This window comes from Streptomyces sp. MK7 (genome assembly GCF_032658145.1).
GTDB lineage: Bacteria > Actinomycetota > Actinomycetes > Streptomycetales > Streptomycetaceae > Streptomyces > Streptomyces spiralis.
This window is the reverse complement of the sequence record NZ_JAVACL010000009.1, coordinates 51,871-67,476: the sequence shown is the minus strand read 5'-3', so window position 1 is coordinate 67,476 and position 15,606 is coordinate 51,871. Positions and strand designations below refer to the sequence as shown.

The 15,606-nt window shown below is 70.2% G+C and carries 14 protein-coding genes and 1 pseudogene; 2 read left to right on the top strand and 13 right to left on the bottom strand.

Annotation, left to right across the window (positions count from 1 at the left end; genetic code table 11):
• Position 1: 1 nt before the first annotated feature.
• From R2S09_RS13485 to R2S09_RS13475, 3 genes are all read right to left on the bottom strand, one after another.
• Positions 2-1,171, bottom strand: a complete 1,170-nt coding sequence (locus R2S09_RS13485) for a cysteine desulfurase family protein (protein WP_306188171.1) — start codon at positions 1,169-1,171, stop codon at positions 2-4.
• A gap of 210 nt (positions 1,172-1,381) precedes the next feature.
• A complete protein-coding gene (locus R2S09_RS13480) occupies positions 1,382-1,648 on the bottom strand; it encodes a DUF4190 domain-containing protein (RefSeq protein WP_306188169.1) in 267 nt (88 codons plus the stop codon).
• 35 nt (positions 1,649-1,683) lie between these two features.
• On the bottom strand, positions 1,684-1,848 hold the full coding sequence (locus tag R2S09_RS13475; protein WP_316741163.1) for a hypothetical protein: 165 nt from the start codon (positions 1,846-1,848) through the stop codon (positions 1,684-1,686).
• Between the two features lie 123 nt (positions 1,849-1,971).
• Here R2S09_RS13475 and R2S09_RS13470 point away from each other — a divergent pair, with 123 nt between their 5' ends.
• A complete protein-coding gene (locus tag R2S09_RS13470; protein ID WP_316741161.1) occupies positions 1,972-2,598 on the top strand; it encodes a TetR family transcriptional regulator in 627 nt (208 codons plus the stop codon).
• Here the strand turns inward: R2S09_RS13470 and R2S09_RS13465 are convergent.
• A pseudogene (locus R2S09_RS13465) lies at positions 2,567-3,335 on the bottom strand (helix-turn-helix transcriptional regulator); the annotation flags it as partial. The gene R2S09_RS13470 and the pseudogene R2S09_RS13465 sit on opposite strands and share 32 nt — an antisense overlap.
• Positions 3,336-3,345: 10 nt before the next feature.
• Positions 3,346-4,206 carry a thioesterase family protein gene (locus R2S09_RS13460; RefSeq protein ID WP_316741159.1) on the bottom strand — a complete coding sequence of 287 codons (861 nt, stop codon included), beginning with the start codon at positions 4,204-4,206 and terminating at the stop codon, positions 3,346-3,348.
• Between the two features lie 153 nt (positions 4,207-4,359).
• Between R2S09_RS13460 and R2S09_RS13455 the strand changes: the two genes are divergently transcribed.
• A complete protein-coding gene (locus tag R2S09_RS13455; RefSeq protein WP_316741158.1) occupies positions 4,360-5,598 on the top strand; it encodes an alpha/beta hydrolase-fold protein in 1,239 nt (412 codons plus the stop codon).
• On the opposite strand, the gene R2S09_RS13450 is transcribed toward R2S09_RS13455, so the two are convergent.
• From R2S09_RS13450 to R2S09_RS13415, 8 genes are all read right to left on the bottom strand, one after another.
• Positions 5,507-6,163, bottom strand: a complete 657-nt coding sequence (locus R2S09_RS13450; protein WP_316741157.1) for a trimeric intracellular cation channel family protein — start codon at positions 6,161-6,163, stop codon at positions 5,507-5,509. The genes R2S09_RS13455 and R2S09_RS13450 overlap by 92 nt on opposite strands.
• 55 nt (positions 6,164-6,218) lie before the next feature.
• Positions 6,219-7,610 carry a M1 family metallopeptidase gene (locus R2S09_RS13445; RefSeq protein WP_316741155.1) on the bottom strand — a complete coding sequence of 464 codons (1,392 nt, stop codon included), beginning with the start codon at positions 7,608-7,610 and terminating at the stop codon, positions 6,219-6,221.
• A 104-nt stretch (positions 7,611-7,714) separates the two neighbouring features.
• The gene (locus R2S09_RS13440) at positions 7,715-9,205 is read right to left on the bottom strand and encodes a dipeptide ABC transporter ATP-binding protein (protein ID WP_316741153.1); all 1,491 of its coding nucleotides are present in this window, start codon (positions 9,203-9,205) and stop codon (positions 7,715-7,717) included.
• 23 nt (positions 9,206-9,228) lie between these two features.
• Complete coding sequence (locus R2S09_RS13435; RefSeq protein ID WP_316741151.1) at positions 9,229-10,326, bottom strand: ABC transporter ATP-binding protein; 1,098 nt, start codon at positions 10,324-10,326, stop codon at positions 9,229-9,231.
• Positions 10,323-11,321: an ABC transporter permease gene (locus tag R2S09_RS13430; protein ID WP_306188155.1), complete on the bottom strand. Its 999-nt coding sequence runs from the start codon at positions 11,319-11,321 to the stop codon at positions 10,323-10,325. Before R2S09_RS13430 ends, R2S09_RS13435 begins: the two co-directional genes overlap by 4 nt.
• Before the next feature lie 144 nt (positions 11,322-11,465).
• Positions 11,466-13,259, bottom strand: a complete 1,794-nt coding sequence (locus tag R2S09_RS13425) for an ABC transporter substrate-binding protein (RefSeq protein WP_316741150.1) — start codon at positions 13,257-13,259, stop codon at positions 11,466-11,468.
• A 68-nt stretch (positions 13,260-13,327) separates the two neighbouring features.
• A complete protein-coding gene (locus tag R2S09_RS13420) occupies positions 13,328-14,335 on the bottom strand; it encodes an ABC transporter permease (protein ID WP_306188152.1) in 1,008 nt (335 codons plus the stop codon).
• Positions 14,336-14,670: 335 nt separating this feature from the next.
• Positions 14,671-15,471: an enhanced serine sensitivity protein SseB C-terminal domain-containing protein gene (locus R2S09_RS13415; RefSeq protein WP_316741148.1), complete on the bottom strand. Its 801-nt coding sequence runs from the start codon at positions 15,469-15,471 to the stop codon at positions 14,671-14,673.
• Positions 15,472-15,606 lie beyond the last annotated feature (135 nt).

The window sequence follows — 15,606 nt, the reverse complement described above, 5'->3', positions numbered from 1 at the left end:
CCTACGTCAGACCCGCCGCCCGGGCCCGTTCCACCGCCGGGCCGATGGCCTTGGCGACCGCCTCGACGTCGGCCTCGGTGGAGGTGTGGCCGAGGGAGAAGCGGAGGGTGCCGCGGGCCAGGTCCGGGTCGACACCGGTGGCCAGCAGCACATGGCTGGGCTGGGCGACGCCCGCCGTGCAGGCCGAGCCGGTCGAGCACTCGATGCCCTGGGCGTCCAGCAGGAGCAGCAGGGAGTCGCCCTCGCAGCCGGGGAAGGTGAAGTGGGCGTTGGCCGGAAGACGCCCCTCGGGCGCGGGGTCGCCGCCGAGGATCGCGTCGGGGACGGCCGTGCGGACGGCTGTGACCAGCTGGTCCCGCAGGTCGCCGATCTCGCGGGCGAACCACTCGCGCTGCTCGGCGGCGAGCCGGCCGGCCACCGCGAAGGAGGCGATCGCGGGCACGTCGAGGGTGCCGGAGCGGACATGGCGTTCCTGGCCGCCGCCGTGCAGGACGGGTACGGGGCTGTGCTCGCGGCCGAGGATCAGGGCGCCGATGCCGTACGGCCCGCCGATCTTGTGGCCGGAGACGGTCATCGCGGCGAGACCGGAGGCGGCGAAGTCGACCGGGACCTGGCCGAAGGCCTGCACCGCGTCGGAGTGCAGCGGCACGCCGAACTCGGCGGCCGTCTCGGCGAGTTCCCGGACCGGCAGCACCGTGCCGATCTCGTTGTTCGCCCACATGACGGTGGCGAGGGCCACGTCGTCGGGGTTGCGGGCGATCGCCTCGCGCAGGGCCTCGGGGTGGACGCGGCCGTAGGGGTCGACCGGGAGGTACTCGACGGTGGCGCCCTCGTGTTCGCCGAGCCAGTGGACGGCGTCGAGGACGGCGTGGTGCTCGACGGGGCTGGCGAGGACCCGGGTGCGGGCCGGGTCCGCGGCACGGCGCGACCAGTACAGGCCCTTCACGGCGAGGTTGTCGGCCTCGGTGCCGCCGGAGGTGAAGACGACCTCGCTGGGGCGGGCGCCGAGGGCTTCGGCGAGGGTTTCGCGGGACTCCTCGACCGTGCGGCGGGCCCGGCGGCCGGATGCGTGGAGGGAGGAGGCGTTGCCGGTGACGCCCAGCGCGGCGGTCAGTGCCTCTGCCGCCTCCGGGAGCATGGGGGTGGTCGCGGCGTGGTCGAGGTAAGCCATGGTGTGCTTGATTCTACGGGCGCTCGCAGCGGGCCTGAGGATCAGGTGCGGCGACCTGGGGAACGCTTGCCGTGACTCCACCCGGACCGAGTTGGCCAGGCACCGTCGCTTGCCGGCTGTGCCCACCCTCCCCCATTGCCTGAACGGCATGGGAGGTGCCCCCTTCGCCTTGCGGAACGACCGCCCACAGCGCCGGGCCGCATGCGGCGGTCAGAAGCTCCAGGACACCGTGTGGTCCAGCTGCATGAGGGTGATGAGGACGATCAGGTCGGCGATGCCCAGGGTGAGGCCGAGGAGGGCTCGGCCGCGGCGGGTGGTGCCGCGCCAGAGGGCCACTGCCGCGAGGGTGACGGCGATGGGGCCGAGGAAGAGGTTGAGGACGAGGAGGCCGAGCAGGCCGAGGATGAAGGACGCGACGGCCATGCCGTCGGCGTCGCGCAGGGCGGTGCGGCGCGTGGCCGGTGCGGTGAGTTGCATGGCGATGGCTCCCGAGGGATGGGGTGGGCGCGGGGTCAGTGGGACGTGCCGCGACGGCGGGCGTGGCGCTCGCGGAGCGCGAAGACGCCGAGCCAGGCGGCGATCACGACGGCGGCGGCCACGGTGACGCCGAGCGGCGCGTGGGCCACGGTGCCCAGGGTCACGCCGAGCAGCAGCAGTGCGGCGACGAGGAACAGCATGGGATCGGATCCCCCTCCGGCGTTCTCTCGTGAACGCTTATGAGTAACAGTTGTTCACTGACTATGGAGTCTAGCGCGTCCCACCGCTTTGACATTCCGGAGAACAGTTGTTAACTGCATGGCATGAGTCACACTCTCGGCGTCCGCCAGGCCCAGAAGCAGAAGACCCGGCAGGCCCTCCTGGACGCGGCGCTCGGCCTGCTGGAGGAGCAGAGCCTGAGCAGCCTGGGCCTGCGCGAGGTCACGCGCGCCGTCGGTGTGGCCCCGACCGCCTTCTACCGGCACTTCCGCTCCACCGCGGACCTCGGGGTGGCCCTGGTGGAGGAGGCCCTGGGCAGCCTGCACCCGATGATCCGTACGACGGTGTCCACGGCGGACGACAGCGAGGAACGCATCGCGCGGGCCACCGAGCTGATCTCCCGTCATGTGGAGGAGTATCCGGCTCATGTCCGGTTCGTCGCCCGGGAGCGGCACGGCGGCGTGCAGCCGGTGCGGGAGGCGATCCGGGAGCAACTGGTCCGGTTCGCCCGCGAGGTGAAGGACGAGCTGGCCAAGGACCCGCAGGCCGAGGGCTGGAGCGAGGACGACCTGCTCATGCTCGCCCACCTCTACGTCGACCAGATGCTGATCACCGCCTCGCTCTTCCTGGAGGCACTGGACGCCCCACCGGAGGAACGCGAGCGCGTCACCCGGCTCGCCACCCGGCAGCTGCGGCTGATCAGCGTGGGCCGCCGGCACTGGCCGGCCTGACCGTTCCTCCCTCGTAGAGCTCCGCGACTACGGCGACCGCGGCCCGCGGCACCTCACGCGCCTCGGGCGCCGGGAGCACCTCCACCCGGTCGGAGAACCCGAGCAGTTGGCGCACCGCGCACAGGACGCCGTACGACATCCGGGCGGTGACCCGTTCGCTCTCGCCGTCGTCTCGGGCAGGGCGGCCGGCGAGGAGCCGTGCAGGCGCAGGAACATGTCCAGGTGTGCGCGGCGCACCCGGACGGTGACGTCGATCCCGCCGGGCGCTCCTCCACCTGGCGGCGCAGCACCTCCCGGGCGTCGGCGAGTTCCACGCCCGGCCGGCACCGTACGGGATCGTCCAGGAGCCGGGCGGAGCGCACCCGGTCGGCCCGGAACAGCCGCGGCCTGCCCCGCCGGTCGGCGACCAGGTACCAGACGCCCGCCTCGGAGACCAGGCCGTAGGGATCGACGGTGCAGGTGCGCGGCTCGCGCTCGCCGCTGTGCCGGTAGCGCAGCCGCAGGCGCCGGTCGGCGAACACCGCGTCCTGGAGGACGTCCAGGTCGACGGCCTGCTGCGGGCCGCTCTTCCAGCGGGTGGCGTCCACCAGGATCCGGCGGCTGGTCACCTCGGCGGCGGGCCGGTGCGGGGCCGGCAGCGCCGCCATCACCTTGCGCGGCGCAGAGCCGAGCGCCGCGTCCGGCCCGAGCGCGGCGTGCGCGCCCTGCGCGGCGAGGATGAACAGCGCGCGCCGGTCCGAACGCCGCTCAGCCGAGCCTGACGCGGGCCAGTTGCCGGGACTGCGCCACCAGCCGGTCGGCGCTGTCCCAGACCTCTGCGTCCTCCTCCAGGAAGCCGCTGGCGAGGTTGCGGGTGGTGATGGAGACGCGCAGCGGGCCCGGCGCCGGGCGGCAGCGGACGTGCACGGTCAGCTCGACCGTGGGGACCCAGCCCTTCAGGCCGAGTTCGAAGGCGGTGGGCGGGAGGGCGTCCACCGCCAGCAGGAGGGAGAGCGGGTCGGCGTCGCGGCCGTCGGCGAGCCCGAACCAGGCTCGCATCTCGCCCTTGCCGGAGGGCGAGCCGAGCGCCCAGCCGAGGGTGGCCGGGTCCAGCTTCAGCATCAGGCGGTCGGTGATGGCGGAGCTGCCGGGGACCGGGGCCGGCCCGTCCTGCGGCCCGAAGCACTGCTCCATCGGCGGGATGGCGGGCGGCTTCGCCGTGGTGCGCACGTCGTCGGGAAGGGCGCCCAGGTCGCCGTAGGAGGCCAGGACGCGGATGCGCTCCACCTCGCGGCCGTCCGCGTCGTACTGGAAGAGGGAGGCCTGGCCGGTGGACAGGGTGCGGCCGGTGCGGACCACGTCCGTGCGCACGACGGCGGGGCCGGGCTGTGAGGCCGTCAGATAGTGTGCCGAGACGGTGAACGGGTCCGGGTGCGGCAGGGCGTCCGCGAGCGCGCGGCCGAGGACGGCCAGCAGATAGCCGCCGTTGACGGCGTTGATGATGGTCCAGCCGGCCGAGAGGTCGATGTCGTAGACGCCCGGGGCGCGGCGGGTCACCGCGGTGTCCCGGTCGAACTCGCTGTCGCCGGTCGTGGCCCGCGCGGCCGGGGCGGAAGCTGCTTCTGGCATGCATGAACGATACAACAGGAAACTACTAAGCGGTAGCTTTTCCCTGGTCGAGCCGGACGGTCCCCGGCGCCCTCGCGCGAGTCTTCGGCAATTTCTTGGTAAGTGTCCGCACTCGTCCGTGACGCGCGGCCCCGGATTCCCCTCTATCCGGACATGAGCCTCACCGGGACTCCGTTCCTGTACACCACCGTCGCGCTGGCCGTGGTCGCCCTCGTCCTGCCGTTCGTCCTGTGGACGCGGCTGAGGGGCCCCAGGGCGCTGCGCACCGCGCTGCGCGCACTGATGCTGCTGTTCACCCAGGCCACCGCCGTCACCCTGGTGTTCGTGCTGGTGAACAACGCCAACAACCTGTACGACAACTGGGCGGACCTGCTCGGCACCGGCAACCATGTACAGAAGGCCGCCGACCTGGGCGCCGACGGCACCGGAGGCATCGCCTACCGCAGGCTGCCCAAGGTCCACCAGAGCTTCACCCAGGCCGACGGACCCGGGATGCACGCGGCCGGCGGGGTCAAGGTCACCCAGCTCAAGGGGCGGGTCTCGGGGGTGAACGCCGAGGTCTACGTCTGGCTGCCACCGCAGTACGACGAGCCCGCCTACCGGAACAGGAAGTTCCCGGTGGTCGAGCTGCTGTCCGGCTATCCGGGCTCCGCGAAGGCCTGGTTCGGGTCGATGAAGGTGCACGAGCAGCTGGAGCCGCTGATGAGGAGCGGTCAGGTCGCCCCCTTCATCCTGGTGTCCCCGCGCACCAACCTGATCGCCAAGACGGACACGGGCTGCGCCAACATACCGGGCACCGTCAACGCGGACAGCTGGCTGAGCATCGACGTGCCGAAGATGATCACGGACCACTTCCGCGCCGAGGCCGCGCCCGACGGCTGGGCGGCCGCCGGCTACTCGGCCGGCGCGCACTGCGCGGCCAAGCTGGCCGTCGCCCACCCGGACCGCTACCGGGCCGCGGTGAGCCTGTCCGGCTACAACGACCCGATCGGCGAGCGCGCCTCGCTGGCCGCGCAGAACATCGAGCTGCGCCGGGCGAACAACCCCTACGTCCTGCTCCGCAAGTACCGCACCCCGCCCCGGATCGCGCTCTACATGTCCGGCGAGGCCGGCGACGGCTACGAGGCCGGAGTGGCCCTGGAGCAGGTGGCGAAGCCCCCGACCACCGTCCATGTGGTCTTCCTGCCGCGCAGCGCGGGCGGGCACACCATGGGGCTGTGGCGGCCGCAGGTGCCGACGGTGTTCCGCTGGCTGACCATGGAGCTGGGCCGGCACCGTGGCGAGGGCCCCGCGAAGTCCGCTACTCCTCCCGGACCGTCGAGCGCCGGTTCCAGGCCCGCGGAGCTCGCCAGTGGTACCGCATCGCGAGCAGGCGGAGCACGAAGGCGGTGACGACGGCCAGCCCGGTGGTGAGCGGGGTCAGCGCGTCGTAGCGGATGCACAGCACCACCATGGTGGCGCCGACGATCGCCGGGACCGCGTAGAGGTCGCGGTCCCAGCGCAGCAGCGAGGGCACCTCGTTGGCGAGCACGTCCCGCAGCACTCCGCCGCCCACGGCGGTGGCCATGCCGAGGGTCGCCGACGCGGTGAGGCCCAGCCCGTAGTCGTACGCCTTGGTCGTGCCGGAGACGCAGAACAGGCCGAGGCCGGCCGCGTCGAAGACCAGGACCGCCGCCTGGATGCGCTCCACGTGCGGGTGCAGGAAGAAGACCACGACCGTGGCGAGCAGCGGGGTGAGGAAGTACCCGAGGTCGGTGAAGGCGGCCGGGGGCACGGCCCCGATCATGACATCGCGGAACAGCCCCCCGCCCAGCGCGGTGACCTCGGCGAGCACGCCGATGCCGAACACGTCGAAGTTCTTGCGGACGGCCAGCAGCGCGCCGGAGATGGCGAACACGAAGATGCCGACCAGGTCGACCGTGTGCTGGACGGAGGGGCTGAACAGTTGTTGAAGCACCCCACATTCTTACTCAGGGCGCGGTGCGGGCCTTGCAATGCAAGGACGGTCCGGCTTACAGGGCGGGTTTGCCGGTCGTGTAGAGCCACTTCTGGAAGAGATCGTCCAGATGCTGCCCGGAGACCTGCTCGGCGAGGCGGACGAAGTCGGCGGTCTTCGCGTTGCCGTAGCGGTGCAGCGTCGTCCAGGCGGGCAGCAGCCTGAAGAAGGCCCGGTCGCCGATGCGTTCGCGCAGCGCCTGGAGCGCCATGGCGCCGCGCTGGTAGACGGCGGAGGCGAACATGGTGTCGCGCTGCGGGCCGGCGACCTCGACCTGCCAGAAGGAGCTGTCGGCCGGGCGGGCGTCGTAGGCGGCCAGGAACGAGTCGTGCGCCGAGCGGGTGCCCTGGTGCTCGGCCCACAGCCACTGGGCGTAGGTGGCGAAGCCCTCGTTGAGCCAGATGTCCTTCCAGCGCTCCACCGACACCGAGTCGCCGAACCACTGGTGGGCCAGCTCGTGCACGATCGTCGACTCGTTGCGGACGGCCGAGTAGGCGGGCTTGGACTGCACCTCCAGCGAGAACCCGGCCTCGGGCATGTCGTCGACGATCGCGCCGGTCTCCTCGAACGGGTACGGCCCGAAGACCTGCGACCAGTAGTCGGTGGCGGCGGCCGTGACGGCGTAGACGTCGACGCTGTTGCTGTTCTTCAGCGTCGGGTCGATGGCGACGTAGACCGGGATGCCAGAGGGTGTCCGCCCGGTGCGCACGTCGAACTTCCCGATGGTGGCGGTGGCGAGGTAGGTGGCCATGGGCCGGTCCTCGCGCCAGTGGGTGTACGTCGAGCCGCCCCGGTCGTACGTCGACACCAGCCGGCCGTTGGAGACGGCGGTCAGGCCCTTGGGGGCCTTGATCCGGATGTCGTAGGTGGCCTTGTCGGAGGGGTGGTCGCTGGAGGGGAACCAGGTGGAGGCGGCGTTGGGCTCACAGGCGACGAAGACGCCGTCCGGGGTCTTCATCCAGCCGTACTCGGAGCCGAAGACGATGGGTCCGCCGAGCGGCTCGGGTACGCCGCCGTAGGTCACGGTGACGGTGAAGGTGCGGTTCCTGGGCAGGACCCCGCGCGGGGTGATGCGCACCTCGTCTCCGTCCCGGGTGAACCCGGCGCGTCTGCCGTTGACTTCGACGCGGGTGACCTGGAGCTGCTGCAGGTCCAGGTCGAAGGAGGACAGGTTCTCGGTGGCGCGGGCGGTGAGCGTGGTACGGCCGTCGAGGCGGTCGGTGTCCGGGTCGTACGCGATGTCGAGGGCGTAGTGGCGGGCGTCGAAGCCGCCGTTGCCCGCTTGCGGGAAGTAGGAGTCGCCGATGCCCGGGGCGCCGTGGGTGGGGGCCGAGGAGGCGGCGATGGCGAGGAAGGAGGCCGCCGCGGTGGTGACGGCCGCCAGACGTGCCGAACGGGAGAGTGCCATGAGTCATCCCTTCGCGCGTGCGTCGATCAGCGGATCGCACGGACAGGGACGACTCTGCACTCTCCCGTCTGGTCATGTGCATGACTTTGCCAAGCCGTCATGCGTCAGTCGTCGCTTGACTCCTGACTGTCGTTGTCGCTGTCGCCACTGCTGTCACTGGCGCTGCTCGATGCTTCGGGGGCGGCCGTCTCGGCGTCGGCGTCCGCCTCCGCTTCCGAGCCCGTCTCGGACTCCGGCTCCGCGCCCGACTCCGGCTCCGATGCCGTCTCGGACTCCGGCTCCGCGCCCGACTCCGGCTCCGATGCCGTCTCGGACTCCGACTCCGCGCCCGACTCCGGCTCCGCCGAAGCCTCGGCAGGCTCCTCCGTGTCGTCGGAGGACGGTGTGCCGGCCTCCGACTCCGCCTCCGCGACCTCGCCGGCGGCCGCCGCGACCGCCGCCGAGGTCTCTGCCGACTCGGCCAGGGCCTCCTCGGAGACCAGCTCCGCCGCCTCCTTCGCGGCCGTCAGCAGCACCGTGTCCTGCGGCGCCTGGTCCTCGAAGTTCTCCGGGTGGTGGCAGGCCACCCGCTGACCCGGCCTCAGCTCCTTCAGCGCCGGCTCGGTCGTCCGGCAGATCTCCGTCGCCTTCCAGCACCGGGTGTGGAAGCGGCAGCCGCTCGGCGGGGAGATCGGCGAGGGAACGTCGCCCTTGAGCAGGATGCGCTCGCTCTTGGCGTTCTTCCGCCTGGGGTCCGGGATCGGGACGGCCGACATCAGCGCCTTGGTGTACGGGTGCATCGGCGCCTTGTACAGCGAGTCCCGGTCGGCCAGCTCGACGATCTTGCCGAGGTACATCACCGCGATCCGGTCCGAGACGTGCCGGACGACCGACAGGTCGTGCGCGATGATCACGTACGTCAGGCCCAGCTCCTGCTGGAGGTCGTCGAGCAGGTTGACGACCTGCGCCTGGATCGACACGTCCAGCGCCGAGACCGGCTCGTCCGCCACCACCAGCTTCGGCTTGAGCGCGAGCGCGCGCGCGATGCCGATGCGCTGGCGCTGGCCGCCGGAGAACTCGTGCGGATAGCGGTTGTAGTGCTCGGGGTTGAGGCCGACCACCGACAGCAGCCGCTGCACTTCCTTCTTGATGCCGCCCTCGGGCTCGACGCCCTGGAGCTTGAAGGGAGCGCCGACGATCGTGCCGATGGTGTGGCGCGGGTTCAGCGACGAGTACGGGTCCTGGAAGATCATCTGCACATCGCGGCGCATGGGGCGCATGCCGCTCACACCGAGGTGCGTGATGTCCTTGCCCTCGAACTCGATCTGCCCGCCCGTGGGTTCGAGCAGCCGGGTGATCAGCCGGCCCATCGTCGACTTGCCGCAGCCGGACTCGCCCACGACGCCGAGGGTCTCGCCGGAGCGCACCTCGAAGTCAAGGCCGTCCACGGCGCGCACGGCGCCGACCTGGCGCTGGAGCAGGCCCTTCTTGATCGGGAAGTGCTTCTGCAGCCCGGTGACCTTCAGCAGGACCTCGCCGGGCGCGACCTCCTTGGTGAGGGTGGCCGTGCCGGCCGCCTCGGCCTCGGCGCCGTCGCTCTGGGCAGGGATGCTCACTGCCTTGTCCTCTGCGTTCTCACTCACAGCTTCGGCGCAATCTCTTCGGTCCAGATCCGCTCCCGCTGCTCCTGCGACATGTGGCAGGCGGCCCAGTGCTGGCTGCCGACCTCGGTCAGCTCGGGGCGCACCGTGCGGGTGACGTTGTCCTTCGGGACGTCGGCGTACGGGCAGCGCGGGTTGAAGGCGCAGCCGGACGGGACGTTGATCAGGGAGGGCGGCGATCCCTTGACCGGGATGAGCCGGTCCTGCTGCTCGCGGTCCAGGCGCGGCATCGAGCCGAGCAGACCCCAGGTGTAGGGGTGGCGGGGCTCGTAGAACACCTTGTCCGCCGGGCCGCGCTCGACGCACCGGCCGCCGTACATCACCAGGATGTCGTCGGCGAGTTCGGCGACGACGCCGAGGTCGTGGGTGATGACGATGACCGCGGAGCCGAACTCCTTCTGCAGGTCCCGGATGAGGTCGAGGATCTGCGCCTGGACGGTGACGTCCAGGGCGGTGGTCGGCTCGTCCGCGATGAGCAGCTCGGGGTTGTTGACCAGCGACATCGCGATCATCGCGCGCTGGCGCATACCGCCGGAGAACTCGTGCGGGTAGCTGTCCACGCGCTTGTCCGGCTGCGGGATGCCCACCCGGTCGAGCATCTCGATCGCCCGCCTGCGGGCGGTCTTCTTGTCGACCTTGTGGTGGATGCGGTACGCCTCGACGATCTGCGCGCCGATCGTGTAGTAGGGGTGCAGCGCGGACAGCGGGTCCTGGAAGATCATCGCCATCTCCCGGCCGCGCAGCTTGCGCACGTGGTCGGGGTCGGCGGACAGCAGTTCGGTGCCGTCCAGCCAGATCTCGCCGGAGATCTGCGCCTTGCGCTTGCCGTACTGGCCGGCGGTGTGCAGGCCCATGATGCCGAGCGAGGTCACCGACTTGCCGGAGCCGGACTCGCCCACGATGCCGAGGGTCTTGCCCTTCTCCAGCTGGAAGCTGAGTCCGTCGACGGACTTGACCAGGCCGTCGTCGGTCGGGAAGTGCACCTTCAGGTCGCGCACTTCCAGGAAGGCAGTGGGGGCGGGCGAGGCGGTGCTGGGCTCGCCCACGGCCGCTCCGGTCTTGCTGAGTTCGGTCATGCCAGCCTCACTCGGGGGTCGATCACGGCGTACAGGACGTCCACCACGAGGTTGGCGATGAGCACCGCGAGGGAGGTGATCAGGGTGACGCCGAGGATGATGGGCAGGTCCTGGTTCCTGATGGCGTCGAGCACGGCGCGGCCGAGACCGGGCAGGTTGAACGTGGACTCGGTCAGGATGGCGCCGCCGATGAGCGCGCCGAGATCCATGCCGAGCATGGTCAGGAGGGGGGTCATCGTGGAGCGCATGGCGTGCTTGCCGATGACCGTCTGCTCCTTGAGGCCCTTCGCGCGTGCCGTGCGGATGTAGTCCTCACCGAGGATCTCCAGCATGGTGGCGCGGGTGATCCGGGCGTACATCGCCGCGTACAGGAAGGCCAGGGTGATCCAGGGCAGGATCATGCCGCCGAACCAGCCGCCGACGCTCTGGGAGAGGGGCACGTACTGCGCGTCGAGCCAGTGCAGTCCGAAAGCGAAGATCGCCAGGCTGAGCAGGCCGGTGAAGTAGATGGGGAGGGAGACACCCGCCAGGGCGACGACCATCGCGCCGCGGTCCCAGATGCTGCCCCGCTTGAGCGCGGAGAGCACACCGGCGGCGACACCGAAGATCAACCACAGCACGGCGGCGCCGAGCGCGAGTCCCAGGGTCACCGGGAAGCGGTCGGTGAGCACCGGCCAGACGGCCTGCTCGCTCTTGAAGGAGTAGCCGAAGCAGGGCGCGGCGCAGTGGGTGACGTCGCCGCCGCCCGAGTAGGTGCGGCCCGCGAAGATGCCCTTGAAGAACTCCCACACCTGCCAGTAGATCGGTTCGGCCAGGCCCAGTTTCTGCCGGACCCCCTCGACGGCGGCCGGGTCTGCCTGCTTGCCGACGAAGCTCAGGGCGATGTCGACGCCCGCCCACTTGGGGACGAGGAAGAAGATGCCGAAGACCACCATGACGATGACCACGAGCATCACTGCGGCGGCGAAGAGCCGCCTGATGAGGTAAGCGAGCACAGCTTACGGCCCGCCGCGGGACCGCGGGCCACCTGCGGTCTCCCTCCACTGTCTTGTGGACCGTGGGGGGCTCCCCGGGTGGCCCGCGACCACGCCGCGCCGGCCTTCACCTGCCTTTCGTGCCGTACGGCGGGTGTGCCGGGTTTACTTCGGGTTCTTCAGGCCGAGGTTGACGAAGTCGTACATACCGCTGTAGTTGTCGGTCGTGTAGACGTTCGCCAGGTTGTCCGAGCGCCAGTTGATGAACTTCTCGAAGGTGAAGGGCAGGTAGTACGCGCCCTCCATGACCTTGTGGTTGATCTCGGTCGCGATCTTGGTCTTGCCGGCGTCGTCCAGCGTGGTGACGTACTGGTCGAAGAGGCCGTCCAGCGCCTTGTCCTTGATCAGGGCGTAGTTGTTGTTACCGCTCGGCAGGATGTACTTGCTGTCCCACAGCGGCAGACCGAAGCCCTGGACGGTCGGGAAGTCCGGACCCCAGCCCATGATGATGATGCCGTAGCCCTTCTTCTTCACGTTCGAAGGGCTGCCGATGATGCCGGTGGTCTGCGAGCCGTCGTACTGGTCGATCTGCGCGTTGATGCCGATCTTCTTCAGCGACGCCTGCATCGACTGGGCCGTGGCGACCTCGACCGGCTTGTTGTTGCGCACCGCGATGGTGGTGGAGAAGCCGTTGGGGTGACCGCAGGCCTTCAGCGCCTTCTTGGCCTCGGCGACGTTGCCGTTCTTGTTCGCGCCGGAGATGCCGTACGGGTCGTACTGCTGGCCCTCGGCGCCCGGGACGGACGGCGGGAGCATGTTGGTGCCGATGTCACCACCGGCGACGGGGCCGCCTCGGGCGGTCTGCAGCGAGACGTGGTCGGCGCCGAGGATGACGGCCTTGCGGCACTCGATGTTGTCGAACGGCTTCACGCTCTGCGGGAAGACCGCGTACCGGATGTAGCCGGAGACCGGGTTGTCCAGGTTGGCCTTGTGCTGCTTCAGGGCGGTGGTACGGCCCTGGGGCGACATGCCGGTCTGGTTGATGTCCAGGTCCAGGTCACCGTTGAGCAGACGCTGGTCGAGCTGGTTGGCGTCCGAGAAGAACTGAACGGTGATCTTGTCCGGGTACGCCTTGCGGATCGGGTCCGAGGCCTGCTTCCAGTTGGTGTTGCGCACCAGGGTCAGGCTCTTGCCCGGGCTGTACGACTGGAACTTGTACGGGCCGGAGGAGAAGGGGTGCAGGCCGTACTTGGACTTGGTGTCCATGTCCTGGCGGACCGGGGAGGCCGAGACCAGGCCCAGCACCTCCTCGAAGTCCGAGTTGGCCTTCGGCAGGTGGAAGACGATCGTCTTGTCGTCCGGCGTGTCGATGGCCTTCAGGCCCAGGTGGTCCGCGGACTTGTCCTTGTACGGGCCCTTGTACTCGCCCTTGGGGTCCAGGAAGTCCTTGAGGTAGGTCGGACCGCCGGACAGCACGTCCTGCGCCCAGACGCGCTCGATGCCGTACTTGATGTCCTTGGACGTGATCGGCTTGCCGTCCTCCCACGTGATGCCGTCACGCAGGTGGTACGTGTAGGTCTTGCCGTTGTCCGTGACCTTGGCCAGGCCGTCGGCGAGGTCCGGGGTGAGCTGGGCGCCGGCCTTGCCCGGCTCCGTCTTGCCCGTGACCAGCTGGCGGCTGTAGTAGCGGGCGAAGTTCCACATGAAGCCGTAGTAGCCGCGCGTGGTGTCCCACGAGTCGGCGTCCTGGGCACCACCGAACTTCAGCGTGCCGCCCTTCTTGACCAGCGAGGCCTGGGCGACCTTGTTGTTCGCGGCGTCGTAGCCGGCGGCGCCGGTCTTCGACCCGCCCTTGTCGTCGCTGCCGCCGCCGCACGCCGCCGTGGTCAGCAGTGCGGCGACCGCAGCAGCGGCGGCCAACGCCTGCTTGCGCCGCCCTGAGGTGCGTTGGGTAGTCACGATCTCGGATCCTCCGGATTTGATGAGAGACCCCGTGTTGGTGCCACGGGACGCTTGGGGTTGGCGCATCAGCGGGCGCCCTTCGGGTCGAGCGCGTCCCGCACGCCGTCGCCGAAGAGGTTGAAGGCAAGAACGGTGATGAAGATCGCCACACCCGGGACCACCATGTACATGGGGTCCGAGTCGTAGTAGTCGATCGCGCTCGAGAGCATCTGCCCCCAGGACGACGTGGGCGGCTTGACGCCCACGCCCAGGAAGCTCAGTGCCGCCTCGGTGAGGATGTTGGTGGGGATCATCATCGTCGTGTAGACGATGATCGGCGCGACCAGGTTGGGCAGCAGCTCCTTGAACAGGATGTAGAACCGCCCGGCGCCCAGTGATCGGGCGGCCTCGACGTACTCGCGCTCGCGCATCGAGAGCGTCTGGCCGCGCACCACACGTCCGATGTAGGGCCAGCCGAAGAAGCCGATGACCAGGATCATCACGAAGACCCGCACGCTGGAACCGGTCAGCCCCAGCATGTTGCTCGGCATCACGGAGACCAGGGCGATGGTGAACAGCAGCTGCGGGAAGGCCAGCAGGCCGTCCATCACACGGCTGATGACCGAGTCGACCCAGCCGCCGAAGAAGCCGGCCAGGATGCCCAGGACCGTGCCGAGGATGACGGCGACCATGGCGGACAGGAAGCCGACCAGGAGCGAGACGCGTGCGCCGTAGACGATGCGGGCGAAGATGTCGCGGCCGTTGACCGGCTCGACGCCCAGCAGGTGGTCACCGCTGATGCCGCCCAGCGACCCCCTGGGGGTGCCGAACAGCGGGTCGATCAGGTTCTCGTGATAGGCGTCCGGGTCCTGCCCGACGAGATTGGCGATCACCGGTGCGAGCAGCGCGATCGCGATGAGGACGAGCACGACGACGCCACCCGTCAGTGCGAGTTTGTCCCGCTTCAGGCGCTCCCAGGCGATCCGTCCCAGGGAGCGGCCCTGGACGGCCTTCACGCCCGCGGTGGCAACCGCCGCTTCGTCGGCCGCGCTGGGGGCCGCTTCCGCGGTCGGCTCGTGCAATGGTGCCGTCATTAGGCAGGGACCCCTCTCAACCGGCGGTAGCCGGCCCGCACTTGCCGCTGTAGCGGCATCATCAGTCCGTCGTACACAGGGGCGAAGCCCCCTTGGTGCGGGAGTCTTCAACGCATTGGCGATCTGTTGCCAGACTTGACGGTGAATGGATGCGTAAACGTGATGCAGGCAGAAGGGTTCCGTTATCCGGACAGTGGGTAACGGGGGTCGGACATGGGCCAGTTAGGCCTTTCCGTGTCAGAACCGGACCTTCCGCCCCCATCTACGCGCGCAGAAGTCCTTTCCGCGACCCGATCGAGGAGCCGGTCGAGGTCAGCGGAACCGGTACTTCCGGATCAGTATCCGCCCCCGGCCGGCGGGTAGCCGTAGCCGCCCGGCGGGTTCTGGACCGCCGGGGCGGCGTGGGCCTCGCGGTCGTAGAACGGGCGGGCGTTGGCGCGCAGCCACATCGCCACCGGGTCGAACTCGTCGGACATCGCCACGGTCGACACCGGCAGCCCGTCGGGGACCGCGCCGACGGACTGCCGCATCATCGCCCGCACCGAGTCGACGGCGGGCGGGGAGGTGTCGTACACGTCCAGGCCGACGGCGAGGTACGGCGCCCCGAGCGCGGGCTGCACCCAGGCGCGCCGCAGCGAGCGGACCGCCGGGGTCCGGTGGGCGTTCTGCGTCAGCAGGGCGTAGAAGTGAGGGATCTCGATGGCCGGTTCGGACAGTCTGAGCGGTCCGGCGGGCTGGCGGTCGAGGCCGGTGGCGATGCGGCGCAGATCCAGCCAGGGGATGCCGACGCCGCCGCCCGGGGCGTGCGGGTTCAGCCACAGGCCGTAGCGGTCGGGGTACAGGACGCGGGCGACGTCGAGGGCGTCCACCACCTCGTACGACCGGTTCCAGCCGCTGGCCGACAGCTCCTGCGCGGAGGTGACACAGGGCGCGTAGCCGTGGCCCTCGACGTCCATGTGGCCGTACTGGGCGTCGGGGGAACCCGCCTGGCCGTGCCAGAGCAGCATCCAGACCTGGCCGGAGGTCGGGGTCGCGAGGGCGCGCAGCAGCGCCTCGTAGGCGTCGTAGCGTCCGGGCGTCACCTGGCGCAGCGTCTGCTCCACGTGCCCGGCCGCGGCCGTGCCGCTCGCGCTCACTTTTTACCGCCCCTTCGTACAAGCAACGTTTCGACCGAGCCGTGGGTCCAGCTTAGAGCCCGCCCGCGAGCCCGGTGCGTGGTGTCGTCCCGCGGGTGCGGGGAGGTCACGGCCTGTCGCGCTCCGCGGCCCGGC